Annotated in this window: 23 protein-coding genes; 12 read left to right on the plus strand and 11 right to left on the minus strand. The window is 61.4% G+C overall.

Going from position 1 to position 23,186, the window contains the following annotated elements; genetic code table 11:
- Positions 1–43: 43 nt before the first annotated feature.
- The 7 genes from nagE to ACOYXI_RS24515 form a co-directional block, all read right to left on the minus strand.
- Positions 44–1,759 (minus strand): N-acetylglucosamine-specific PTS transporter subunit IIBC, encoded by a 1,716-nt coding sequence (nagE, locus tag ACOYXI_RS24485; protein WP_461675395.1) that lies wholly within the window; start codon positions 1,757–1,759, stop codon positions 44–46.
- 35 nt (positions 1,760–1,794) lie between these two features.
- On the minus strand, positions 1,795–4,308 hold the full coding sequence (gene ptsP / locus ACOYXI_RS24490; RefSeq protein ID WP_461675396.1) for a phosphoenolpyruvate--protein phosphotransferase: 2,514 nt from the start codon (positions 4,306–4,308) through the stop codon (positions 1,795–1,797).
- A 34-nt stretch (positions 4,309–4,342) separates the two neighbouring features.
- On the minus strand, positions 4,343–5,365 hold the full coding sequence (locus ACOYXI_RS24495) for an SIS domain-containing protein (RefSeq protein ID WP_098967372.1): 1,023 nt from the start codon (positions 5,363–5,365) through the stop codon (positions 4,343–4,345).
- Positions 5,346–6,452, minus strand: coding sequence for an N-acetylglucosamine-6-phosphate deacetylase (gene nagA / locus ACOYXI_RS24500; RefSeq protein ID WP_135295019.1), 1,107 nt, complete (start codon positions 6,450–6,452; stop codon positions 5,346–5,348). Before nagA ends, ACOYXI_RS24495 begins: the two co-directional genes overlap by 20 nt.
- Positions 6,453–6,482: 30 nt before the next feature.
- Positions 6,483–7,214 (minus strand): GntR family transcriptional regulator, encoded by a 732-nt coding sequence (locus ACOYXI_RS24505; RefSeq protein WP_027610964.1) that lies wholly within the window; start codon positions 7,212–7,214, stop codon positions 6,483–6,485.
- A gap of 282 nt (positions 7,215–7,496) precedes the next feature.
- Positions 7,497–8,012, minus strand: a complete 516-nt coding sequence (locus tag ACOYXI_RS24510; RefSeq protein WP_027610965.1) for a L,D-transpeptidase family protein — start codon at positions 8,010–8,012, stop codon at positions 7,497–7,499.
- A gap of 49 nt (positions 8,013–8,061) precedes the next feature.
- Complete coding sequence (locus ACOYXI_RS24515) at positions 8,062–8,613, minus strand: NUDIX hydrolase (protein ID WP_027610966.1); 552 nt, start codon at positions 8,611–8,613, stop codon at positions 8,062–8,064.
- 146 nt (positions 8,614–8,759) lie between these two features.
- On the opposite strand from ACOYXI_RS24515, the gene ACOYXI_RS24520 reads away from it, so the two are divergent.
- The 5 genes from ACOYXI_RS24520 to purT all read left to right on the plus strand — a co-directional run bounded on the left by ACOYXI_RS24520 (position 8,760) and on the right by purT (position 12,057).
- Positions 8,760–9,359, plus strand: a complete 600-nt coding sequence (locus tag ACOYXI_RS24520) for a CoA pyrophosphatase (protein ID WP_007967803.1) — start codon at positions 8,760–8,762, stop codon at positions 9,357–9,359.
- A gap of 47 nt (positions 9,360–9,406) precedes the next feature.
- Positions 9,407–9,931: a gamma carbonic anhydrase family protein gene (locus ACOYXI_RS24525; RefSeq protein ID WP_042606912.1), complete on the plus strand. Its 525-nt coding sequence runs from the start codon at positions 9,407–9,409 to the stop codon at positions 9,929–9,931.
- A complete protein-coding gene (locus ACOYXI_RS24530) occupies positions 9,928–10,143 on the plus strand; it encodes a DUF1289 domain-containing protein (protein WP_098967375.1) in 216 nt (71 codons plus the stop codon). The genes ACOYXI_RS24525 and ACOYXI_RS24530 overlap by 4 nt, the downstream gene beginning before the upstream one ends.
- A 165-nt stretch (positions 10,144–10,308) precedes the next feature.
- Positions 10,309–10,776 carry a VUT family protein gene (locus ACOYXI_RS24535; RefSeq protein WP_007967799.1) on the plus strand — a complete coding sequence of 156 codons (468 nt, stop codon included), beginning with the start codon at positions 10,309–10,311 and terminating at the stop codon, positions 10,774–10,776.
- Between the two features lie 99 nt (positions 10,777–10,875).
- Positions 10,876–12,057: a formate-dependent phosphoribosylglycinamide formyltransferase gene (gene purT, locus ACOYXI_RS24540; RefSeq protein ID WP_115986555.1), complete on the plus strand. Its 1,182-nt coding sequence runs from the start codon at positions 10,876–10,878 to the stop codon at positions 12,055–12,057.
- Positions 12,058–12,162: 105 nt separating this feature from the next.
- Here purT and ACOYXI_RS24545 read toward each other — a convergent pair whose 3' ends face one another.
- From ACOYXI_RS24545 to ACOYXI_RS24555, 3 genes are all read right to left on the minus strand, one after another.
- A complete protein-coding gene (locus ACOYXI_RS24545) occupies positions 12,163–13,479 on the minus strand; it encodes an MFS transporter (protein WP_098967376.1) in 1,317 nt (438 codons plus the stop codon).
- A gap of 358 nt (positions 13,480–13,837) precedes the next feature.
- Positions 13,838–15,070: a transporter associated domain-containing protein gene (locus tag ACOYXI_RS24550; protein ID WP_134785508.1), complete on the minus strand. Its 1,233-nt coding sequence runs from the start codon at positions 15,068–15,070 to the stop codon at positions 13,838–13,840.
- A gap of 12 nt (positions 15,071–15,082) precedes the next feature.
- Entirely contained in the window at positions 15,083–15,895 is an 813-nt protein-coding gene (locus ACOYXI_RS24555; RefSeq protein ID WP_027610969.1) for a cytochrome C assembly family protein, read from the minus strand.
- Between the two features lie 195 nt (positions 15,896–16,090).
- On the opposite strand from ACOYXI_RS24555, the gene ffh reads away from it, so the two are divergent.
- The 6 genes from ffh (at position 16,091) to ACOYXI_RS24585 (ending at position 20,179) form a co-directional block, all read left to right on the plus strand.
- Positions 16,091–17,467, plus strand: a complete 1,377-nt coding sequence (gene ffh / locus ACOYXI_RS24560) for a signal recognition particle protein (protein ID WP_008081630.1) — start codon at positions 16,091–16,093, stop codon at positions 17,465–17,467.
- Positions 17,468–17,728: 261 nt separating this feature from the next.
- Entirely contained in the window at positions 17,729–17,980 is a 252-nt protein-coding gene (gene rpsP, locus ACOYXI_RS24565; protein ID WP_003185073.1) for a 30S ribosomal protein S16, read from the plus strand.
- 5 nt (positions 17,981–17,985) lie between these two features.
- Complete coding sequence (gene rimM, locus ACOYXI_RS24570; protein ID WP_003221979.1) at positions 17,986–18,522, plus strand: ribosome maturation factor RimM; 537 nt, start codon at positions 17,986–17,988, stop codon at positions 18,520–18,522.
- Between the two features lie 3 nt (positions 18,523–18,525).
- The gene (gene trmD, locus ACOYXI_RS24575) at positions 18,526–19,278 is read left to right on the plus strand and encodes a tRNA (guanosine(37)-N1)-methyltransferase TrmD (protein WP_003221981.1); all 753 of its coding nucleotides are present in this window, start codon (positions 18,526–18,528) and stop codon (positions 19,276–19,278) included.
- Positions 19,279–19,323: 45 nt separating this feature from the next.
- A complete protein-coding gene (gene rplS, locus ACOYXI_RS24580; protein WP_003175895.1) occupies positions 19,324–19,674 on the plus strand; it encodes a 50S ribosomal protein L19 in 351 nt (116 codons plus the stop codon).
- 91 nt (positions 19,675–19,765) lie between these two features.
- Positions 19,766–20,179 carry an acyl-CoA thioesterase gene (locus ACOYXI_RS24585; RefSeq protein WP_461675397.1) on the plus strand — a complete coding sequence of 138 codons (414 nt, stop codon included), beginning with the start codon at positions 19,766–19,768 and terminating at the stop codon, positions 20,177–20,179.
- Positions 20,180–20,297: 118 nt separating this feature from the next.
- On the opposite strand, the gene ACOYXI_RS24590 is transcribed toward ACOYXI_RS24585, so the two are convergent.
- The gene (locus ACOYXI_RS24590) at positions 20,298–22,106 is read right to left on the minus strand and encodes a cation:proton antiporter (protein ID WP_098967382.1); all 1,809 of its coding nucleotides are present in this window, start codon (positions 22,104–22,106) and stop codon (positions 20,298–20,300) included.
- A 108-nt stretch (positions 22,107–22,214) separates the two neighbouring features.
- Between ACOYXI_RS24590 and xerD the strand changes: the two genes are divergently transcribed.
- Entirely contained in the window at positions 22,215–23,111 is an 897-nt protein-coding gene (gene xerD / locus ACOYXI_RS24595) for a site-specific tyrosine recombinase XerD (protein WP_007967784.1), read from the plus strand.
- Positions 23,112–23,186 lie beyond the last annotated feature (75 nt).

The following is a 23,186-nucleotide window of genomic DNA, read 5'->3' on the forward strand; positions in this document are numbered from 1 at the left end:
CAGCGATAAAAAAAACCGGCCTGAGCCGGTTTTTTTGTGTTGATTAAACCTTGACGCTGACCTCACTCCGATTAACCAACGCCTCAATCGCCCCACTCAAACTCGCCGCTTTCTCGCCAATCAACAAATGCCAGACCCCACCTTCCAACGGGCTGACACCCTGGCAACCCAGCTCTTTCAACTGAGCCTCGGACAACGCTTTACCATCGACCAATTGCAGGCGAATACGGGTCAGGGCGATGCAGTCCAGCTGCAGCACATTCTCGCTACCGCCCAACGCCGTCAGCCATTGCTGGGCTTCCGGTGCAGCGACCATTGCAGCTTTCGATTCCTCGACCACTACCGCAGGCGCAGCCACCAACGCACGCCCCAGCGTCGGCATGGCGAGGCGGATTTCGTCGGCGATGCTGTCGGCCAATGGCCCGACCACCACCTGCAAGCTGCCGCCCTTGCCCGGGCGTACCACGGCCATCGCACCCAGTGCCTTCAAGTCAGCATCGGATGCCTTGTTGCGATCGACCATTTCCAGGCGCAGACGAGTCGTGCAGGCGCCAACGGTGAGCAGGTTCTCGGCACCGCCCAAGGCCTTGATGTACGCAGCGGCACGTTCGTTTTCCGTAAGCACCGACTTCTCGGTGGCAGCCACGTCCTCGCGTCCCGGCGTCTTCAGGTTGAAACGACGAATACAGAAATCAAACACCGCGTAATACACCACGGCGTACGCCAGTCCGACCGGGATCACCAGCCAGCCATTGGTCGAGCGCCCCCAACCCAGCACCATGTCGATGAAGCCGCCGGAGAAGGTAAAACCGAGGTGGATGTTCAGCGCATTGGTGATCGCCATCGACAACCCGGTCAGCAGCGCATGCAGCAGATACAACAACGGCGCCAAAAACATGAAGGCGAATTCAATCGGTTCAGTCACCCCGGTCAAAAACGACGTCAGCGCCATCGACAGGAAAATCCCGCCCATGACCTTACGGCGCTCCGGCAACGCGTTGCGGTACATCGCCAGGCACGCAGCAGGCAGGCCGAAGATCATCATCGGGAACATGCCGGTCATGAACTGGCCGCCCTTTGGATCGCCGGCGAAGTAGCGTGACAGGTCGCCGGTGACCAGTGCGCCGGTGGTCGGGTCGGTGAAGTTGCCGAATACGAACCACGCCATGTTGTTGAGGATGTGGTGCAGGCCAGTGACGATCAGCAGGCGGTTGAACACGCCGAAGACGAAGGCGCCGAAGCTGCCGCTTTCCATCATCAAGGTGCCGAAGCTGTTGATGCCGTGCTGGATCGGCGGCCAGATGTAGCCGAACACCACGCCCAGCGCGACGGCGGCGAAACCGGTGACGATCGGCACGAAGCGCCGGCCGCCGAAGAATGCCAGGTACTCCGGCAGCTTGATGTCCTTGAAGCGGTTGTACAGCGCGCCGGCCATCAGGCCGCTGACAATCCCGGCGAGCATGCCCATGTTGATGCTCGGGTCGAGCACCTTGAGCGTGGAGATCATCACCAGGTAACCGATCACCCCGGCCAGGCCTGCGGTGCCGTTGTTGTCCTTGGCAAACCCGACAGCGATGCCGATGGCGAAGATCATTGCCAGGTTGGCGAAGATCACTTGCCCGGCATCGTGGATGATCGCGATGTTCAGCAGGTCGGTGTCACCCAGACGCAGCAGCAGGCCGGCAATCGGCAGGATCGCGATTGGCAGCATCAGCGCACGGCCGAGGCGTTGCAGGCCTTCGATGAAGAGTTGGTACATGGTGGTTCTCCCTGCTCTTTATAGAGAGCTTGTTGTTAGTGCAGAGGCCAATGCTGGTGGCAGGCGTGACGAACCGCAGCGGCGCTGTTCAGTTTCAACAGGTCGAGGCTGAGGCGTTGGCATTCGGCCTCGTGCAACTGGCGCACGCGATCCTTGATTTCACCGATCTGCACCGGGCTCACGGACAGCTCGGTCACGCCGAGGCCGATCAACACCGGTGTCGCCAGTGGGTCGGAGGCGAGGGCACCGCAGACGCCGACCCAGCGCTTGTGCACTGCCGCACCTGCGCAGGTCATGGCGATCAGTCGCAGCAGCGCCGGGTGCAGGGCATCGACCCGAGCGGCCAAACCTGCGTGGTCGCGGTCCATCGCCAGGGTGTATTGCGACAGATCGTTGGTGCCGATCGACAGGAAGTCGGCATGCTCGGCCAGTTGTTCGGCTTGCAACGCAGCGGCGGGGACTTCGATCATCACGCCGATTTCCGGGCGCTGATTGATGCCCAGTTCCAAGCACAGCGCATCGACCCGCTGGCGGATGTGCAGCAGTTCGTCGACTTCGGTGACCATCGGCAACAGGATCCGGAAACGGCGCAGCGGGCTGACTTGCAGCAGTGCGCGCAGTTGCTGATCGAGGATTTCCGGACGGGCCTGAGCCAGACGAATGCCGCGCAGGCCGAGCACCGGGTTGGCTTCGGCGGGCAGCGGCAGGTAGTCGAGTTGCTTGTCGCCGCCGACGTCGATGGTGCGGATGATCACCGAGTGCTCGCCCATGGCATCGAGCACGGCTTGATAGGCGGCACGCTGCTCTTCGATGTCCGGCGCGGTCTGCCGGTCGACGAACAGAAATTCGGTGCGCAGCAGGCCGACGCCATCGGCACCGTTGGCAAAGGCGTCTGCCGCTTCATGGCTGGAAGCGACATTGGCGACCACTTCGATCGCCACGCCATTGCGGGTTTCGGCGGGCAGATGCGCCTTGGCCTGTTGCGCATCGCGGCGTTGCTGACGCTCGATTTGCGCCTGTTGTACTTCGGCCAGGCGTTCGGCGTTCGGCGTCAGTTCGAGGCGACCGCCATCGGCATCCAGCACCACTGACTGACCTTGTGCTTGATCGAGTAATGCGGCGCCCAGTGCAACCAGGCACGGCAGACCTTTGCCGCGCGCCAGAATCGCCACGTGCGAAGTCGCGCCGCCCTCGGCCATGCACAACCCGGCGACACCTTGGGCGCTGAGTTGCAGCAGATCCGACGGCGTCAGTTCATGCGCAGCGACGATGGCGCCGGCCGGCACGTCGTAATGCCAGGCTTCGCCGAGCAGGGCGCGCAGGACACGTTGCTTGAGGTCGCGCAGGTCGTTGGCGCGTTCGGCCAGCAGCGCACTGCCGGTGTGTTGCAGCACTTCGCACTGCACGTCGATCGACTGGCTCCACGCGTGGGTCGCCGCCGTGCCTTGGTCGATGGAATGCTGCGCGGCGTCGAGCAGGGCCGGGTCTTCGAGCAGGGCCAGATGCGCGGCGAAGATCGCTTCTTCGTCGGTGCTCTTGTGCTTTTTCGCTTGGGCGAGGGTAGCGTTGATTTCGCCGCGAACCTGATTCAGCGCGGCTTCAAGTTTCTGCAGTTGCTCAAGCGGAGCATGATTGCCCGCATCTGCCGGCAGGCTGATCGCGTTCAGGCGAAACAGCGGCCCGCCGACCAGTCCCGGCGCGGCGCACACACCCTGCAGCACGCCAGCTTCGGCCGGGCGCTTGCGCGGTGCGGCGCTGACCGGTGCAGCGGCGTGATGATCGTCGGGCAGGGCAGTCGCCAACGCATTGAGCAAGGCCTGCAGCGCGGTTTCGGCGTCCGGTCCCTGACAGCTGACCTGCACCTCATCCTGCTCGCCGATGGCCAGTCCCATCAGGCCGATCAGGCTGTTGCACGGCGCCGATTTGCCGGCGAAGTGCAGCTGCGACTGGCTCTTGAAACCTTGTGCGGTCTGGCGAATCAGCGCGGCGGGGCGCGCATGCAAGCCGCCGCGATGCGCCACCAGCACCTGACCCTGAACCTCTGGCCCGCCAACCGCTTCGACGCTCGCCGCAGAGCTGTTGCGTGCAATGATGTGCAGCAACGGCTCGCCGACCTTCACCGCTCTGAGCGTGATCGGGCGCACCTGGAAATCCTGGCTGTTGGTCAGGATCAACAGGCTGACCAGGCTTTTGCACTGCTGGCCGACCTTGTCCAGGTCATAGCGCAACAACGGTTGGCCGTTGCTGACCCGCGCGCCTTCCTTGACCAGCATCGAGAAGCCTTCGCCGTTCAGTTCAACGGTGTCGAGGCCCAGGTGCAGGAGGATTTCTGCGCCGTTGTCGGCACGCACGGTCAGTGCGTGGCCGGTGCGGGCGACGTGGATGATCACCCCGGCGCAGGGCGAATACAGGGTGTCGTTCAGCGGATCGATGGCGATACCGTCGCCCATCGCGCCACTGGCGAACACCGCGTCCGGGACTTTGGCGAGCGTGAGCACCGGGCCGCTGAGCGGGGCGCTGAGGGTCAGCTCTTTATTGTTGTTGTGCATGGCTCGGTCTCATCAGGTGTGCAGTCATTCGGGCTTAGTGCGTACGGGTCACTTTGCTCAGGTGGCGCGGCTGATCCGGGTCCATGCCGCGGGCCACGGCTAAACCTGCGGCCATCACGTAGAAACTCTGGATCGCCAGGATCGGATCGAGGGCCGGGTGTTCGGCGCGGCTCAGGGTCAGGTCGCGCTCGAGGATGTCGTCCGGCGCCGCCAGCAGCACACGGGCGCCGCGTTGACGCATCTCTGCCGCAAGGCTGATCAGACCGGCCTGTTCGGCACCGCGCGGGGCGAACACCAGCAACGGGTAATGCTCGTCGATCAGCGCCATCGGGCCGTGACGGACTTCGGCGCTGCTGAAGGCTTCGGCCTGGATCGCCGAGGTTTCCTTGAATTTCAGCGCGGCTTCCTGAGCGATGGCGAAACCGGCACCACGGCCAATGACCATCAGGCGTTCACAGTCGCGCAAGGCGTCGATCGCGGTGCTCCAGTCCTGTTGCGCCGCGTCGCGCAGGCCTTCGGGTAGGGCGTTGTGCGCTTCCAGCAGTTCGCTGTCTTCTTTCCAGTGCGCGATCAGGCGGGCGCTGGCGCTCAGGGTGGCGATGAAGCTCTTGGTCGCGGCGACGCTGCTTTCGGTGCCGGCGAGCAACGGCAGGCTGAATTCACACGCCGCTTCCAGTGGCGAATCGGCGGCATTGACCATCGATACGCTCAGTGCGCCGCGCTTGCGTAGCAGACGCAGACTGTTGACCAGATCCGGGCTCTGACCTGATTGGGAGAACGCGAACGCCACCTGACCGCTGACCTTCAGCGGCGCCTGCTGCATGGTCACCACCGACATCGGCAACGACGCCACCGGTACGCCCAGTTGCTGCATGGTCAGGTAGGCGAAGTAGCTCGCTGCATGGTCGGAACTGCCACGCGCGACGGTCATCGCCACTTGTGGCGGCTGACGGCGCAGGCGCCCGGCGATTTCGATCATCTGCGGGTCGAGCTGTTGCAGTTGGGCTTGCACGGCCTCGAACGAGGACAGCGCCTCTTCAAGCATTTTTGAAGTCAATGTCTTCTCCTTCGACCATGACGGCGGTCAGTGTGAGTGAGCGATCCAGCCGCACGCAGTCGGCCCAGGCACCCGGTTCGAGGCGCCCGCGTTCGTTGATGCCGAGGTAGTCGGCGGGGAATTGCGAAAGACGTTGCGAGGCCTCGGCGATCGGCAATCCGATCTTCACCAGATTGCGCAGGGCCTGATCCATGGTCAGGGTGCTGCCGGCCAGCGTGCCGTCGGGCAGGCGCACGCCGCCCAGGCATTTGGTCACGGTGTGGCTGCCGAGCTTATATTCACCGTCGGGCATGCCGGCGGCCGCGGTCGAATCGGTGACGCAATACAGGCATGGGATCGAACGCAGGGCCACGCGGATCGCACCGGGATGCACGTGCAGCAAGTCCGGGATCAGTTCGGCGAATTTGGCGTGGGCCAGCGCGGCGCCGACGATCCCCGGTTCGCGGTGATGCAGCGGGCTCATGGCGTTGTACAAATGGGTGAAACTGGTCGCGCCAGCCTCCAGAGCGGCGACGCCTTCCTCGTAGCTGCCGAGGGTATGGCCGATCTGCATGCGGATGCCCCGGCTGCTCAGTTCACGAATCAACCCGTCGTGACCGGCGATTTCCGGGGCGATGGTGATCACCCGGATCGGCGCCAGCGCCAGATATTCCTCGACCTCGGCCATCAACGCGGTGTGGGCGAAATTCGGTTGCGCGCCGAGTTTGCCGGGGTTGATGTACGGGCCTTCGAGATGCACACCGAGTACCCGGGCGGCACCTTGCGGACGCTGTTCGCAGAACTCGCCGACCTCTTTCAGCACGCTGGAGATCTCGGCACTCGGCGCGGTCATGGTGGTGGCCAGCAGCGAAGTGGTGCCGAAGCGCACGTGGGTGCGGGTGATGGTCTCGAAGGCACTGGCACCTTCCATGATGTCTTTGCCGCCACCGCCGTGGACGTGCAGGTCGATGAAACCCGGCAGCAGGTACGGCAAGTCATTGTCGGCCGGATCGCAGGTCACGCCTTCGATCGACACGACTTTGCCGTGTTCGTGGATCAGCCGGCCGCGAACCCAGCCGCTGGCGGTGAGGATGTTGTCTTCGGACATTTCGGTTCTCTCGTTTGGCCTGGCTGCTGATCAGCGGCGAAGCTCTGCAACAAAGTCGTAGTAGTCGTTGCGGCAATAGGTGTCGGTGACTTCGATCGGCGTGTTGTCTTCCAGATAGCCGACCCGGGTCATCAGCAGCATGGCGGTGCCGGGGGCGATGCCGACCAGCGCGGCGAACTCGTCCGAGGCGTTGATCGCCTGGATGTGCTGCAGGGCGCGGACGATCGGTTTGCCGATGCCGTCGAGGTATTCGTAGAGTGAATCGCCGACCAGGTGCGGCTTGGGCATGATCGAGGCGGGCAGGGTGCTCATCTCGATGGCCATCACCGTGTCGTCAGCCTTGCGCAGGCGTTTCATGCGCGCGACCTTGTCGTTCGGCGACAGGCTCAGGCGGATCAGTTCTTCGTGAGTCGGCAGGGTGATTTCGCGTTCCAGCCACTGCGAGCTGGGGACGAAACCCTTGAGGCGGAGCATTTCGCTGAAGCCCGAGAGGCGTGACAGCGGTTGTTCCAGACGGGGTGTGATGAACGTGCCGGAACCTTGCAGGCGGCGGATCAGACCTTGATCGAGCAGCACTTCCAGCGCCTTGCGGGCGGTGACCCGGGAGATACCCAGTTGCTCGCTGAGGTTGCGCTCGGACGGCATCGCCTGCTCGGCCTTCCACTGCCCGGAATGGATCGCCGATTCCAGATTGCGCGCCAGCTGCAGGTACAGCGGCGTCGGCTGGGAGTCATCTGGGCGTAGGGCCTGGAGGTCGTTCATGTAGGTCATTTCCGACGCGAGTATAGGATTGTTGTTGCTCGCTTGTGGGGCGGAAATTAATACCACTTGAATACCATGTCAACGCAGGGAATTGGCGTGTAGCCCAATGAAATGGCGGTTTTCGAGGGTTGTGGTTTGAAGTGGTATTAGGGGTGGGCTTTAGAAAGCAGAAGATCGCAGCCTGCGACAGCTCCTACAGTGGGAAGTGGTATCAACCCTGTAGGCGCTGCCGCAGGCTGCGATCTTTTGATTTATTTTTTTCAGGTGACCAGTGGTCGCTGGTTAAGGACGGATCTCGATCATCGTGCCGTCCGGCACCAGACCCCAGACTTCACGCATGTCCATGTTGCGCATGGCGATGCAGCCGTCGGTCCAGTCCAGGGTGTGGAACAGGTCTTCGGGGGTTTCTTCCGAATCCGGGGTGCCGTGGATCATGATCATCCCGCCAGGCTCGACGCCTTCGCGGCGGGCGCGGGCCGAATCGCTGATGTTCGGGTAGGAGATGTGCATCGCCAGGTTGAATTTTTCACTGACCTTGCGCCAGTCGATCCAGTAGAAACCTTCGGGCGTGCGTTTGTCGCCTTCAATCAGTTTCGGTCCTTTTTTCGCGCCCTTGCCCAGGGAAATGCGATAGGTCTTGATCGGCTTGCCGTCGGCGATCAATTGCAGTTGATGAGCCGATTTGAGCACCAGGATTTTTTCGATCATCGGGGTATTCGATGGCGTCACGGTGGTCACGAATGACGCTTGGGATACGGTGACGAACGACAGGCAAAACAGGGCAAGCAACCAGCGCATTGAAACGATTCCCCAGGGAGTGACGCAGATATTTTATTTATAGAAGCTTTTAGGTGATGGCAGGCTGCGTCAACGGCGGAATCGATTCGGAGCGAACCGGGTAGCTTTCGGCGCGGCGATCAGCGAAGAAGCATTCTAAGGTACGCCCCACGGTGCGGAAAGCCAGCTCGTCCCACGGGATGTCGGCTTCGTCGAATAGTTGTACTTCGAGGCTTTCGGGCCCGGCAGCAAAGTCCAGATCGGCCAGTTCGGCACGGAAGAACACGTGCACCTGACTGATGTGTGGCACGTCGATCAGCGTGTAGATGCTCAGATTACGCACTCGGGCGCAGGCTTCCTCGGCGGTTTCGCGGATCGCGGCTTGCTCGATGGTTTCGCCGTTTTCCATGAAACCGGCGGGCAGCGTCCAGTAACCGAGGCGTGGCTCGATGGCGCGGCGGCAGAGCAGCACTTTACTGCCCCAGGTCGCGACGCAACCGGCGACGATATTGGGGTTTTGATAGTGAATGGTCTGACAGCTGTCACAGACAAATCGCAGCCGCGAATCGCCTTCGGGAATGCGCTGGGTCACCGGGTTGCCGCACTGGCTGCAAAATTTCATGCTGGGGTTCCTGAATGCTGCGCCTATCTTGGCGTGCAGCGGTGCCGGTCGGCAAGTTGTCGTTTCGCGACATGGCCCGGCGAGGGGCTTGGGCGGCTGCCATGATTGGTGCATGATGCAGGGTAAGGTACAGATCGAGAACACTCATGCTGGACGAGCTACTGCATAGGGTAAGCAACCACACACCGCGCACGCTGGAGACCGATAAACGTTTCCCCGAGGCCGCTGTTCTGGTGCCGATCACCCGCAGTGACGAACCCGAGCTGGTGCTGACCCTGCGCGCCAGCGGCCTCTCGACCCATGGCGGCGAGGTGGCCTTTCCCGGCGGGCGCCGCGACCCGGAAGACCCCGATCTGATCTTCACCGCTCTGCGCGAAGCCGAGGAAGAAATCGGCCTGCCACCGGGGCTGGTCGAGGTGATCGGTCCGCTCAGCCCGCTGATCTCCCTGCACGGCATCAAGGTCACGCCGTATGTCGGGGTGATCCCGGACTTCGTCGAATACCAGGCCAACGATGCCGAGATCGCCGCAGTATTCAATGTGCCGCTGGAGTTCTTCCGCAAAGACCCGCGCGAACACACGCACCGTATCGATTACCAGGGCCGCAGTTGGTATGTGCCGAGTTATCGCTACGGCGAATTCAAAATCTGGGGTTTGACCGCTATCATGATCGTCGAACTGATCAATCTGCTCTATGACGAACAGATCAGCCTGCATCATCCGCCCAAAAGCTATATCAACACCTGAAGCCATCGCTCGAATGGCCCGTCATCGTGAGCCCTGAGGAAAACAAGATGAAATACCGCCTGGGCGACGCCCGCGTCGAAACCCATCCACAGAGCTGGGTCGCGCCCAATGCCGTGCTGGTGGGCAAGGTCAGATTGGAGGAGGGCGCCAACGTGTGGTTCAACGCCGTATTGCGCGGCGACAACGAACTGATCCTGATCGGCAAGAACAGCAACGTCCAGGACGGCACGGTGATGCACACCGACATGGGCTATCCGCTGACCATCGGCACCGGCGTGACCATCGGTCATAACGCCATGCTGCATGGCTGCACCGTCGGCGATTACAGTCTGATCGGCATTAACGCGGTGATACTCAACGGCGCAAAGATCGGCAAGAACTGCATCATTGGCGCCAATTCGCTGATCGGCGAGGGCAAGGAAATTCCGGATGGTTCGCTGGTGATGGGCTCGCCGGGCAAGGTCGTGCGTGAACTCACCGAGCCGCAGAAAAAAATGCTCGAAGCCAGCGCCGCGCACTATGTGCACAACTCGCAGCGCTATGCGCGTGACCTGGTAGAGCAGGAAGAATGAACACGCCTGAAAGACCCGTTGCCTCGCCGTGCGTGAATATCTGCGCCCTGGATGAGGACGATATTTGCACCGGCTGCCAGCGCACGGTCGCTGAGATCACCCGCTGGGGACGCATGACCAATGACGAGCGGCGGGTGGTGCTGGGGTTGTGTCATGAGCGGGCGAAGGCGAGTGGGTTGGTGTGGATGGTTCCCGGAAAATCAGGCGCCTGACAGGCCGCCTTCGCGAGCAAGCCCGCTCCCACATTGGATTTGTGTTCACCTTCGATCAACTGTGGGAGCGGGCTTGCTCGCGAAGAGGCCAGAACAGCCGCTACTTCTTATTGGCCCAACTCAAAGCCTGAAGTAACCTGTGCGCCAATTTGACAGGTCGCCCCCATGATTTTCCTCATCGCCTACATCAGCAGCGTCGTGCTGATCAACTTCGCTTTCTCCACCGCGCCGCACCTGGACATCATCTGGTCGGCCTGGGGCGGGTTGGTGTTCGTGTTGCGCGACATGGTGCAAACCCGTTTCGGCCACGGTGCGCTCGTGGCGATGCTGGCGGCGCTGGTGTTGTCCTACGTCACTTCCGATCCATCCATCGCGTTGGCCAGCGCCACGGCGTTCGCGGTGTCGGAAATCATCGATTGGCTGGTGTTCAGCGTCACCAAACGGCCGTTGCGCGACCGCCTGTGGATCAGCTCGGCGCTGAGCATTCCCCTCGATACCTTCATCTTTTTCGGCATGATCGACCTGATGACGCCACCGGTGATCATCACCGCACTGGTCTCGAAGTTTGCCGGCGTCACTGCCGTCTGGCTGATCATGGCCTGGCGCGAGCGCAAACAGGCTGTCGCCAGCTGAGCCAAACCCTGCGGTTCATGTAAAATGCCGCGCTTTCTCCCCATGGAAAGCGCGTCTGGCGTTGCTTTCCTCGATGATCCGCTTCTTTGAGGACCTGAGATGACCCGTATCGGAACTCCATTGTCGCCGACCGCGACCCGCGTATTGCTGTGTGGCTGTGGTGAGTTGGGCAAGGAAGTGGTGATCGAGCTGCAACGCCTGGGCGTTGAAGTGATTGCCGTCGACCGTTACGCCAACGCGCCGGCCATGCAGGTGGCGCACCGCAGCCACGTGATCAACATGCTCGACGGCGCCGCGCTGCGTGCAGTCATCGAAGCCGAGAAACCGCACTTCATCGTGCCGGAAATCGAAGCCATCGCCACCGCCACGCTGGTCGAGTTGGAAGCCGAAGGCTTCACCGTGATCCCGACCGCCCGCGCCGCGCAACTGACCATGAACCGCGAAGGCATCCGCCGTCTGGCCGCTGAAGAGCTGGACCTGCCAACCTCGCCGTACCACTTTGCCGACACCTTCGAGGACTACAGCAAAGCCGTTCAGGATCTGGGCTTCCCGTGCGTGGTCAAGCCAGTCATGAGCTCGTCGGGTAAAGGCCAGAGCCTGCTGCGCAGCGCCGAGGATGTGCAGAAGGCCTGGGATTACGCGCAAGAGGGCGGTCGCGCCGGCAAAGGTCGGGTGATCATCGAAGGCTTCATCGATTTCGACTACGAAATCACCCTGCTGACCGTGCGCCACATCGGCGGCACCACGTTCTGCGCACCGGTCGGTCACCGTCAGGAGAAGGGCGACTATCAGGAATCCTGGCAGCCGCAGGCCATGAGCCCGATTGCTCTGGCTGAGTCCGAGCGCGTGGCCAAAGCCGTGACCGAGGCCTTGGGTGGTCGCGGGCTGTTCGGCGTCGAACTGTTCATCAAGGGCGATCAGGTGTGGTTCAGCGAAGTTTCGCCGCGCCCGCATGACACCGGTCTGGTGACCCTGATTTCTCAGGATCTGTCGCAGTTCGCCCTGCACGCGCGCGCCATTCTCGGTCTGCCGGTGCCGCTGATCCGTCAGTTCGGCCCTTCGGCTTCGGCAGTGATTCTGGTGGAAGGGCAGTCGACCCAGACCGCGTTCGCCAACCTGGGCGCAGCGCTGAGCGAGCCGGATACGGCGTTGCGTCTGTTCGGCAAGCCTGAAGTCAATGGTCAGCGCCGGATGGGCGTGGCGTTGGCGCGGGATGAGTCGATTGAGGCAGCGCGTGCCAAGGCGACCCGGGCTGCTCAGGCTGTTGTTGTAGAGCTGTAAACCGAGGCGCGGCATTCGCGAGCAAGCCCGCTCCCACATTGGATCTGTGGCGTACACAAAACCAATTGTGGGAGCGGGCTTGCTCGCGAAGCTTTTGATCTTCTGTCAGGCAACCTGATTCAGATCGTTATTGCGCGTTTCCTTCAGGCACAGCACAGCAATCAGGCTGAGCACCGCTGCCGCCGACACATAGCCGCCGACATAACTCAAACCACCCATTGCCACCAGTTTCTGCGCGAAGAACGGAGCCGCCGAGGCGCCGACGATCCCGCCGAGGTTGTAAGCGGCCGATGCGCCGGTATAGCGCACGTGGGTCGGAAACAGTTCCGGCAGCAGCGCGCCCATCGGGGCAAACGTCACGCCCATCAGGAACAGCTCGATGCACAGGAACAGCGCCACGCCCCAGGTCGAACCTTGCGTCAGCAGCGGCTCCATCAGGAATCCGGACAGAATCGCCAGTACACCGCCGACGATCAGCACCGGTTTGCGCCCGTAACGGTCGCTGGCCCAAGCGGACAACGGCGTTGCGGCGGCCATGAACAGCACGGCAAAACACAGCAGTCCAAGAAACGTTTCACGGCTATAGCCGAGGGTGGACACGCCGTAGCTCAGGGAAAACACCGTCGAGATATAAAACAGCGCATAGCACACCACCATGGCCGCTGCGCCAAGCAGGGTTGGCGCCCAGTATTGGCTGAACAGCTCGACCAGCGGCACTTTCACCCGTTCCTGACGAGCAATGGCGTTGGCGAATACTGGCGTTTCATGGAGCTTGAGGCGCACGTACAGGCCGACCATCACCAGTGCCGCGCTGAGCAGAAACGGAATCCGCCAGCCCCAACTGCGGAACTGCTCGTCGTCGAGGGTCATGGCCAGGGTCAGGAACAGGCCATTGGCTGCAAGAAAGCCGATTGACGGGCCAAGCTGCGGGAACATGCCGAACCACGCCCGTTTGCCCTTGGGCGCATTCTCCGTGGCCAGCAATGCCGCGCCACCCCATTCGCCACCCAATCCCAAACCCTGACCGAAACGCAGCACACACAACAAAATCGGTGCCCAGGCGCCAATGCTGGCGTAACCCGGCAGCACGCCGATCAGCGTGGTGCACACGCCCATCAGCAAGAGCGAGGCGACCAGTGTCGACTTGCGCCCGATACGGTCACCGAAGTGGCCGAACAAGGCCGAACCCAGCGGTCGGGCGAGGAAGGCGATGCCGAAGGTGAGAAACGCCGAAAGCATCTGCGCGGTGCCGGACGTCTGCGGAAAGAACACCGGCCCGATCACCAGTGCAGCGGCGGTAGCGTAAACGTAGAAGTCGTAGAACTCGATGGCGGTGCCGATGAAACTCGCTGTCGCCACGCGGGTGGCGGAGTTGGTCGGCTGGGCAGGCGCGGTGGCGCTGTAAGCGGTACTGGTCGTCATGCGGTGATCCCTGACAGTCATGAGCTCCGTTGGAGCGAATTATTATGGTTGAACACCCAGGGATGTGGGATGAGACGCGAGCGCTGTTTCGAGTAGGAACAGTCGTCGGGGTGGTGCGGAAAATTACCGAAACCGTTGGCGTGCGGGGTAAGCACAGGGCTCGGCGGCGCTTGGGTAAGCGGCTCGATTATAGGAAGGGGGCTAACAATCAAACAAGAGCAAAAGATCGCAGCGGATTGACGTCGATTGATCTTCCTGTGGCGAGGGAGCTTGCTCCCGCTGGGTTGCGAAGCGACCCCAACACATTTACGGCCGTTGCGCGCCCGAGCGGGAGCAAGCTCCCTCGCCACAAAAGCGCCTAAACCTTGGCGGGCACCGCGCTCGTATGCCAGATCAGCACCTTGCTCACCCGGTTGTCCTCGGTCTCGAGAATCTCCAGCCGATAACGCCCGATCTTCAGACACACCGCGCTGTCCGGAATGGTCTCCAGCGCTTCGGTCACCAGACCGTTGAGGGTTTTCGGGCCGTCGCTCGGCAAATGCCAGCCCAGGCATTTGTTCAACTCGCGGATCGACGCAGTGCCGTCGATCACCATGCGCCCGTCGGGCTGCGGATGGATGTGCGGGTTGTCGAGGCTGTGCTCGCTTTCGAATTCGCCGACGATTTCTTCGAGAATGTCTTCCAGAGTGACGATGCCCAGCACTTCGCCGTACTCGTCCACCACCATGCCCAAGCGGCGCTGCTGCTTGTGGAAGTTCAGCAGTTGCAGTTGCAGCGGGGTGCTTTCCGGAACGAAGTACGGCTCGTAGCTGGCGGCCAGCAGCGCTTCGCGGGTCAGCTGGCCATCGTTGAGCAGATGGCGGATCTGCCGGGTGTTGAGCACCGCTTCGACCTGGTTGATGTCGCTGTGGAACACCGGCAGGCGCGTGCGCTTGTTGTGGCGCAGTTGTTCGATGATCTCTTCGATCGAGTCGTCGAGGTTGATGCCGTCGACATCGCTGCGTGGCACCAGAATGTCGTTGACCGTGATGTTGTCCAGCGCATGGATGCCTGAGACCGGGTGGGTGCGAGACGGGTGTTCCGGATCGTTATCAGGGTCGGCAGGTTCTTCGTCTTCACTTTGCTGCACCACCTGGGGTTTGCGCGCGAAGGGACGCAGCAGCAGACCGCTGATGCGGCTCAGCAGCCAGGCCAGCGGGTAAAGAATCTTCAGCGGAACGGCCAGCAGGGTATTGCCGAACGACAGCACTGCATCCGGATAGCGCTGGGCCACGCTGCGCGGAAAGTAGTCGGCAAACACCAGCAATACGGCACCCGCACCGAGGCAGGCGGCCCACGGGCCGTTCTCTTCGCAGAGGAAGATCGCCAGCAGCGTGGCAATGATTACCGCGAGGGCGCGGCACAGGGTGTTGCACAGGATCAGACTGTCGAGCGGGAAGCTCAGCTTCGCCAGCGGTTTATCGCTGGCGCGCGAGGCGGTGCGTTGCGCGAGCAAGTGCTGCTGCGCGATTTCGACGGCGGTAAACAGCCCCGACCATAAAATCAGCAGGACAAATACCGCGAGCATCGGCCCTATGGGCAAACCGTCCATTTATGCCGCCCGTCAGATGTGCAGGATGTATTCACGAACCAGTTTGCTGCCGAAATACGCCAACATCAGCAGGCAGAAACCGGCGAGGGTCCAGCGAATCGCCTTGTGGCCACGCCAGCCGAGGCGATTGCGGCCCCACAGCAGCACGCTGAACACGATCCAGGCCAGGCACGCCAGCAAGGTCTTGTGCACCAGATGCTGGGCGAACAGGTTCTCGACGAACAGCCAGCCGGAGATCAGCGACAGCGACAGCAGCGTCCAGCCGGCCCAGAGGAAGCCGAACAACAGGCTTTCCATGGTTTGCAGCGGCGGGAAGTTCTTGATCAGGCCCGACGGGTGCTTGTGCTTGAGCTGGTGATCCTGCACCAGCAGCAACAAGGCCTGGAACACCGCGATGGTGAACATGCCGTAGGCGAGGATCGACAGCAGGATGTGGGCGAGGATGCCCGGCTCTTCGTCGATGATCTGCACCGTGCCGGCCGGGGCGAACTGCGCCAGCAACACCGTGGCCGCGCCGAGCGGGAACAGCAGCACCAGCAGGTTTTCAACCGGGATCCGCGAGCAGGCCAGTAGCGTCAGGGCGATGACAGCCGCGGCGATCAGGCTGGCGGCGCTGAAGAAGTCCAGGCCCAGGCCGATCGGCGTCAGCAGGTGAGTGAGCAGGCTGGCGCTGTGGGCGAGCACGGCGAGGATGCCGAGCGTAACCAGCAGGCGCTTGTTCGCCTTGGCGCCGGAGGCCAGGCGGGTGCCCTGATAAAGGGTCGCAGCGGCATAAAGAAGCGCGGCGGCGATGGTAGTCAGCAAACTGGGTGACAAGGGGAGCATAAATCCTGTTAGGCAGGCCCGAAAGGCGCTGAGTTTGGCATAGAACCGCCACACCACGAAAGTGCGAGGTGTCCGCCCGACGCAGTCTTCGCTATAATCCGCGACCTGCCCACGCCGCAGGCTCGCCGAGCACATGTTGAATCCGGTCTGGGCCGCCATTATCCCGGTCTACACAGGGCCTGAAAGGATCGCGCAATGTTTGAAAACTTAACCGACCGTCTCTCGCAGACGCTGCGCCATGTCACCGGCAAGGCGAAGCTGACTGAAGACAATATCAAAGACACCCTGCGCGAAGTGCGCATGGCGTTGCTCGAAGCCGACGTCGCCCTGCCGGTGGTCAAGGACTTCGTCAATTCGGTCAAGGAGCGCGCTGTCGGCACCGAGGTGTCGCGCAGCCTGACGCCGGGCCAGGCGTTCGTGAAGATCGTCCAGGCCGAACTCGAAAGCCTGATGGGCGCGGCCAACGAAGACCTGAACCTGAGCGCCGTGCCGCCAGCGGTCATTCTGATGGCTGGTCTGCAGGGTGCCGGTAAAACCACCACGGCCGGCAAACTGGCGCGCTTCCTTAAAGAGCGCAAGAAGAAGTCGGTGATGGTCGTGTCGGCGGACGTTTACCGTCCTGCGGCTATTAAACAGCTGGAAACCCTGGCCAACGACATCGGCGTGACGTTCTTCCCGTCCGACCTGAGCCAGAAGCCGGTGGACATCGCCACCGCAGCTATTAAAGAAGCCAAACTGAAATTCATCGACGTGGTCATCGTCGACACCGCCGGTCGTCTGCACATCGACGAAGAGATGATGGGCGAGATCAAGGCGCTGCACGCCGCGATCAACCCGGTCGAAACGCTGTTCGTGGTCGACGCCATGACCGGTCAGGACGCCGCCAACACGGCCAAGGCCTTCGGTGATGCGCTGCCGCTGACCGGTGTGATCCTGACCAAGGTCGACGGTGATGCCCGTGGCGGTGCCGCGTTGTCGGTTCGCGCAATCACTGGCAAGCCGATCAAGTTCATCGGTATGGGCGAGAAGAGCGAAGCGCTCGATCCGTTCCACCCTGAGCGTATTGCTTCGCGGATCCTCGGCATGGGCGACGTGCTCAGCCTGATCGAACAGGCCGAAGCGACCCTCGACAAGGACAAGGCCGATAAACTGGCCAAGAAGCTGAAGAAGGGCAAGGGCTTCGACCTCGAAGACTTCCGCGATCAGCTGCAACAAATGAAGAACATGGGCGGCCTCGGCGGACTAATGGACAAACTGCCGAGCATCGGCGGTGTCAACCTGTCGCAAATGGGCAATGCCCAGAATGCTGCAGAGAAGCAGTTCAAACAGATGGAAGCCATCATCAACTCCATGACGCCGGCCGAGCGCCGCGACCCTGAGCTGATCAGCGGTTCGCGCAAGCGCCGGATCGCCATGGGTTCCGGCACTCAGGTGCAGGACATCGGTCGCTTGATCAAGCAGCACAAGCAGATGCAGAAGATGATGAAGAAATTCACCGCCAAAGGCGGCATGGCGAAAATGATGCGCGGCATGGGCGGTATGTTGCCCGGCGGCGGCATGCCGAAAATGTGATTCAGGACACCAAGACTTCGCCGGTCGTCGCACCGGCGCAGACCCTGCAAGGACGCAGGATCAACAGCAAACCCGCACTCGGCGGGAGCTGACTGGCCGTTTTCATCGACGGCTCTATATGCAAATCCGCACGGCATGCCATAGGCGCCGGAAAAAGTCATTTGCAAAAGTCCGGATATTCCTTAGAATATGCGGCCTTTCGGGCACCCATGCCCGCTGTGCATTTAGATTTGCAGCACCGACTACAGGAACGATGTTCACATGCTAACAATCCGTCTTGCCCTTGGCGGCTCCAAAAAGCGCCCGTTTTACCACCTGACCGTAACCGACTCGCGTAACCCGCGTGACGGCTCCCACAAAGAACAGGTTGGCTTCTTCAACCCTGTTGCCCGTGGTCAGGAAATCCGTCTGTCCGTGAACCAAGAGCGCGTAGCCTACTGGCTGAGCGTTGGTGCACAGCCATCTGAGCGTGTTGCTCAGTTGCTGAAGGAATCTGCCAAGGCTGCAGCCTGAGCAGTATGAGCGCGACGCCAGAAAAAGCTGATGACCTGATCGTTGTCGGCAAGATTTTTTCGGTTCACGGCGTTCGCGGCGAGGTGAAGGTCTTTTCCTTTACCGATCCGATTGAAAACCTGTTGGACTACCGCAACTGGACGCTTCGGCGCGAAGGCGTGGTGAAACAGGTCGAGCTGGTCAGCGGCCGATCCACTCAAAAGGATCTGGTTGCCAAGCTCAAAGGCCTCGACGATCGCGATGAAGCCCGTCTTCTGAGCGGTTATGAGATTTGCATCTCGCGAAGCCTTTTGCCCAACCTGACAGGCGACGAGTACTACTGGTACCAGTTGCAGGGTCTGAGCGTCATCAACCAGGACGAGCAATTGTTCGGCAAGGTTGATCACCTGTTGGAGACCGGCGCGAACGATGTATTGGTGGTCAAGCCCTGCGCGGGCAGCCTGGATGATCGCGAGCGGTTGTTGCCCTATACGGAGCAATGCGTGCTGGCAATCGACCTGGATGCAGGCGTGATGCGGGTGGAATGGGACGCGGACTTCTAAGCAATGGCCAGCCTGCGCGTAGACGTCATTACGCTGTTCCCCGAGATGTTCTCGGCCATCAGTGAGTACGGCATTACCAGTCGTGCGGTCAAACAGGGGCTGTTGCAGCTGACCTGTTGGAATCCGCGGGATTACACGACGGATCGGCATCACACTGTGGACGATCGCCCGTTTGGCGGTGGTCCGGGCATGGTGATGAAGATCAAGCCCCTGGAAGATGCTCTGGTTCAGGCCAAGGCAGCAGCCGGGGAGGCGGCGAAGGTGATTTACCTGTCCCCCCAAGGCCGTCAACTGACTCAGTCGGCGGTACGCGAGTTGGCAAAATCGGATGCATTGATCCTGATTGCCGGCCGCTATGAAGGCATTGACGAGCGCTTTATTGAGGCTCATGTCGATGAAGAGTGGTCGATTGGTGACTATGTACTGTCTGGCGGCGAGCTGCCGGCCATGGTCATGATCGATGCGGTTACACGACTGCTGCCCGGAGCTTTAGGGCATGCGGATTCCGCTGAGGAAGATTCCTTTACGGATGGTCTGCTGGATTGCCCGCACTACACCCGACCTGAGGTGTATGCGGATCAGCGTGTTCCCGACGTGTTGCTAAGTGGCAATCACGCGCATATCCGGCGTTGGCGTTTACAGCAGTCCCTTGGTAGGACCTATGAACGACGCGCCGATCTTCTGGAAAGCCGCTCGCTTTCTGGAGAAGAGAAGAAGCTGCTCGAGGAATACATCCGCGAGCGGGACGATAGTTAACAACGTATCGATGGTAGATCAGTTGATTTACCTTAGGAGCACAGCATGACCAACAAAATCATCCTTGCACTCGAAGCAGAGCAGATGACCAAAGAAATCCCTACCTTTGCCCCAGGCGACACCATTGTCGTTCAGGTGAAAGTGAAGGAAGGCGATCGTTCCCGTCTGCAAGCGTTCGAAGGCGTTGTCATCGCCAAGCGTAACCGCGGCGTGAACAGTGCGTTCACCGTTCGTAAAATCTCCAACGGTGTTGGCGTAGAACGTACTTTCCAGACCTACTCCCCGCAGATCGACAGCATGGCTGTTAAACGTCGCGGTGACGTACGTAAAGCCAAGCTGTACTACCTGCGCGACCTGTCGGGTAAAGCAGCTCGCATCAAGGAAAAACTGGCTTAAGTCCAGCTTCCGATGCAGAAAAAAGCAGCCTACGGGCTGCTTTTTTGTTGCCTGCAATTTATCCACAGCATTTTTGTTTCAGGCCAGAACCATGACCACCCGTGACCAGGAAATCGAACGCCGCACCGAACTCTCGGTGACCCGCGTGACCAAAGCCGTCTTCCCGCCGACCACCAACCACCACAACACCCTGTTCGGCGGCACCGCGCTGGCGTGGATGGATGAAGTGTCGTTCATCACCGCTACGCGTTTCTGCCGTTTGCCGCTGGTGACCGTGTCCACCGACCGCATCGACTTCAATCACGCGATCCCGGCCGGCTCCATCGTCGAACTGGTGGGCAGGGTGATCAAAGTGGGTAACACCAGCCTCAAGGTCGAGGTGGAAGTATTTGTTGAGAGCATGAGTTGCGATGGCCGCGAGAAGGCGATCCATGGGCAATTCAGCTTTGTGGCCATCGACGATGACAAGCGGCCGGTGCCGGTGCTGCCCGGATTTCTTGCCTGATCCGGAACCGAGTCGCGGCCTTCGCGAGCAAGCCCGCTCCCACAGGTTTTGTGTCGTCTACAACGTTTATGTACGACACGGACACTGTGGGAGCGGGCTTGCTCGCGAATTCGTCAGATCAGGCGCCGCTGCTCTCAGGCTGGATCAACGCCAGCAACGTCCACCCGGATCCCGGTTTCAAAGCAGTCTCCGGCGTCACCACATGCACCCAGCCACTGTCATCGCGCATGAACAGCAGCGTCGCCCGATTGCCATGCAATGCCTGGTAATCCTCCCAACCGAAACCGTCCGTCAGCGTCGTGCTGTACACCTCGGCGCCGTTGCTGATCAGGCTGGCCAGCTTGGCGTAGGTCAGCGCCTCGCTCCCCAGCTGATTGCCGCGATGTTCCAGGCTTGCCCGATGCTTGTCACTGCGACGACTTTCCTGACCACTGGCCAGACCAAACAGGCGTTGATGACCAAAGTCGTGTCGAAAACGCATCGCCGCCAGGGTGTTCAGTTCGCCCGACGGCGATAGCGCCAGCAGATGCCCCAGCCCGACCAGATCCAGATGCGCATCGGCATGCTGCGAAGCCGGGTTACCAAAGTACGTCGGCAAACCCTCCATGCGCGCCGCACGAATATTCTCCCAGCTCGAATCGGTCAACAGTACGCGGCTGCCCAGTTGCTGCAATGACTTGCCCAGCAACCGCGCCGGGCCGTTGGCGCCGACGATCAGGAAGCCGCTCGGCGCCGGTTCAGCGACGTTCAGCAAGCGTGCAAGTGGCCGAGCGGTTGCGCTTTGCAGCACCACGGTGCCGATGATCACCGCGAAAGTCAGCGGCACCAGCAGCAGCGCACCTTCGTGCCCGGCTTGATCCAGACGAATCGCGAAAATCGCCGACACCGCCGCCGCCACGATCCCGCGCGGGGCGATCCAGCACAGCAGGGCGCGTTCACGCCAGCTCAGGCTGGAGCCGGCAGTGCTCAACAGCACGTTCAGCGGGCGCGCGATCAGTTGAATCACCAGCAGCAGAATCAGCACCAACGGCCCGAGGCCGATCAAAGCATGCAGGTCCAGCCGCGCCGCCAGCAGAATGAACAACCCGGAAATCAGCAGCACGCTGAGGTTTTCCTTGAAGTGCAGGATGTGCCGCACATCCACGCCCTTCATGTTCGCCAGCCACATGCCCATCAGCGTCACCGCGAGCAGGCCGGACTCGTGCATCACCTGGTTGGATGCAATGAAGATCCCCAACACCGCCGCCAGCGAGGCGAGGTTATGCAGGTATTCCGGCAACCACTGGCGCCGGATGATGGTGCCCAGCACCCAGCCGCCGACGACCCCGAATACGCTGCCGCAGACAATCACCCCGCCGAAGGTCAACAGGCTCTGTTCGAGGCCGTTGCCCTCGGAGCGGGCGATGATGAAGCTGTAGACCACCACCGCGAGCAGGGCGCCGATCGGGTCGATGACGATGCCTTCCCAGCGCAGGATGTTGGCGATCGAGGCTTTCGGCCGCACCACCCGCAGCATCGGCACGATCACCGTCGGGCCGGTCACCAGCGTCAGGCTGCCGAACAGGATCGCCAGCAGCCAGTCGAAGCCGAGCAAAAAATGGGTGGCGACGGCAATCACCACCCAGGTCGTGAACGCGCCGATTGTCACCAGCCGATGCACGACGCTGCCGATCTCGCGCCATTCCGACAGGTGCAGGGTCAGACTGCCCTCAAACAGGATCAACGCTACCGCCAGCGACACCAGCGGCATCAGCAACGGGCCGAACATTTCCTGCGGGTCGAGCCAGCCCAGCACCGGCCCGGCGAGAATCCCGGTCAGCAACAGAAACAGAATCGCCGGCAGCTTCAGGCGCCACGCCAGCCACTGGCAACCCAACGCAGCGACGCCGATCCCGCCAAATGCCAAGAGAATTTGCTGCTCGTTCATTGAAGCTCCCTGTTCCTTGAAATTGCGGGCTATGAAAGACTAGCGGCCATTCCTACAGTTCACTCTACATTTGCGCACAGCCCCGGAGGTTGTGTGCCTTGAGCGCCCATGCCTGCCATCGACCATCCACTGATTGACCAATTCCTCGACGCCCTGTGGCTGGAAAAAGGCCTGTCCGACAACACCCGTGGCGCCTACCGCAGCGATCTGGCGCTGTTCAACGGCTGGCTGCAAGAGAAAAACCTCGAGCTGATCAATGCCGGTCGTGAGTTGATCCTCGATCACCTGTCCTGGCGCCTGGAGCAGAACTACAAGCCGCGTTCCACCGCCAGATTTCTTTCCGGTGTGCGTGGTTTTTATCGCTATCTGCTGCGAGAAAAGCTGATTACGGTCGATCCGACCTTGCGCGTCGACATGCCGCAACTCGGTCGGCCTTTACCCAAATCATTGTCGGAAGCCGACGTCGAAGCGCTGCTCAAGGCGCCGGATCTGAGCGAAGCCATCGGCCAGCGTGACCGCGCCATGCTTGAGGTGCTGTACGCCTGTGGTCTGCGCGTGACCGAACTGGTCAGCCTGACGCTGGAGCAGGTCAACCTGCGTCAGGGCGTGCTGCGGGTGATGGGCAAGGGCAGCAAGGAGCGCCTGGTGCCGATGGGCGAGGAGGCGATTGTCTGGGTCGAGCGCTATATGCGCGATGGTCGCAGCGAGCTGCTCGGCGGGCGCCCCAGCGATGTACTGTTCCCCAGCCAGCGCGGCGAGCAAATGACCCGTCAGACCTTCTGGCACCGGATCAAGCATTGGGCCAAGGTCGCCGGGATCGGCAAATCGCTGTCGCCGCACACCTTGCGTCACGCCTTCGCCACGCACCTGCTCAACCACGGCGCCGATCTGCGGGTGGTGCAGATGTTGCTCGGGCACAGTGATCTGTCGACCACGCAGATCTACACCCATGTGGCCCGCGCGCGCTTGCAGGACCTCCATGCCAAACACCACCCAAGAGGCTGATGCAACCTTCAATGTTGGAGTCATTACCTGTGGCGAGGGGATTCATCCCCGACGGGCTGCGCAGCAGCCCCAAAA

Source organism: Pseudomonas sp. G3-19 (assembly GCF_054855875.1).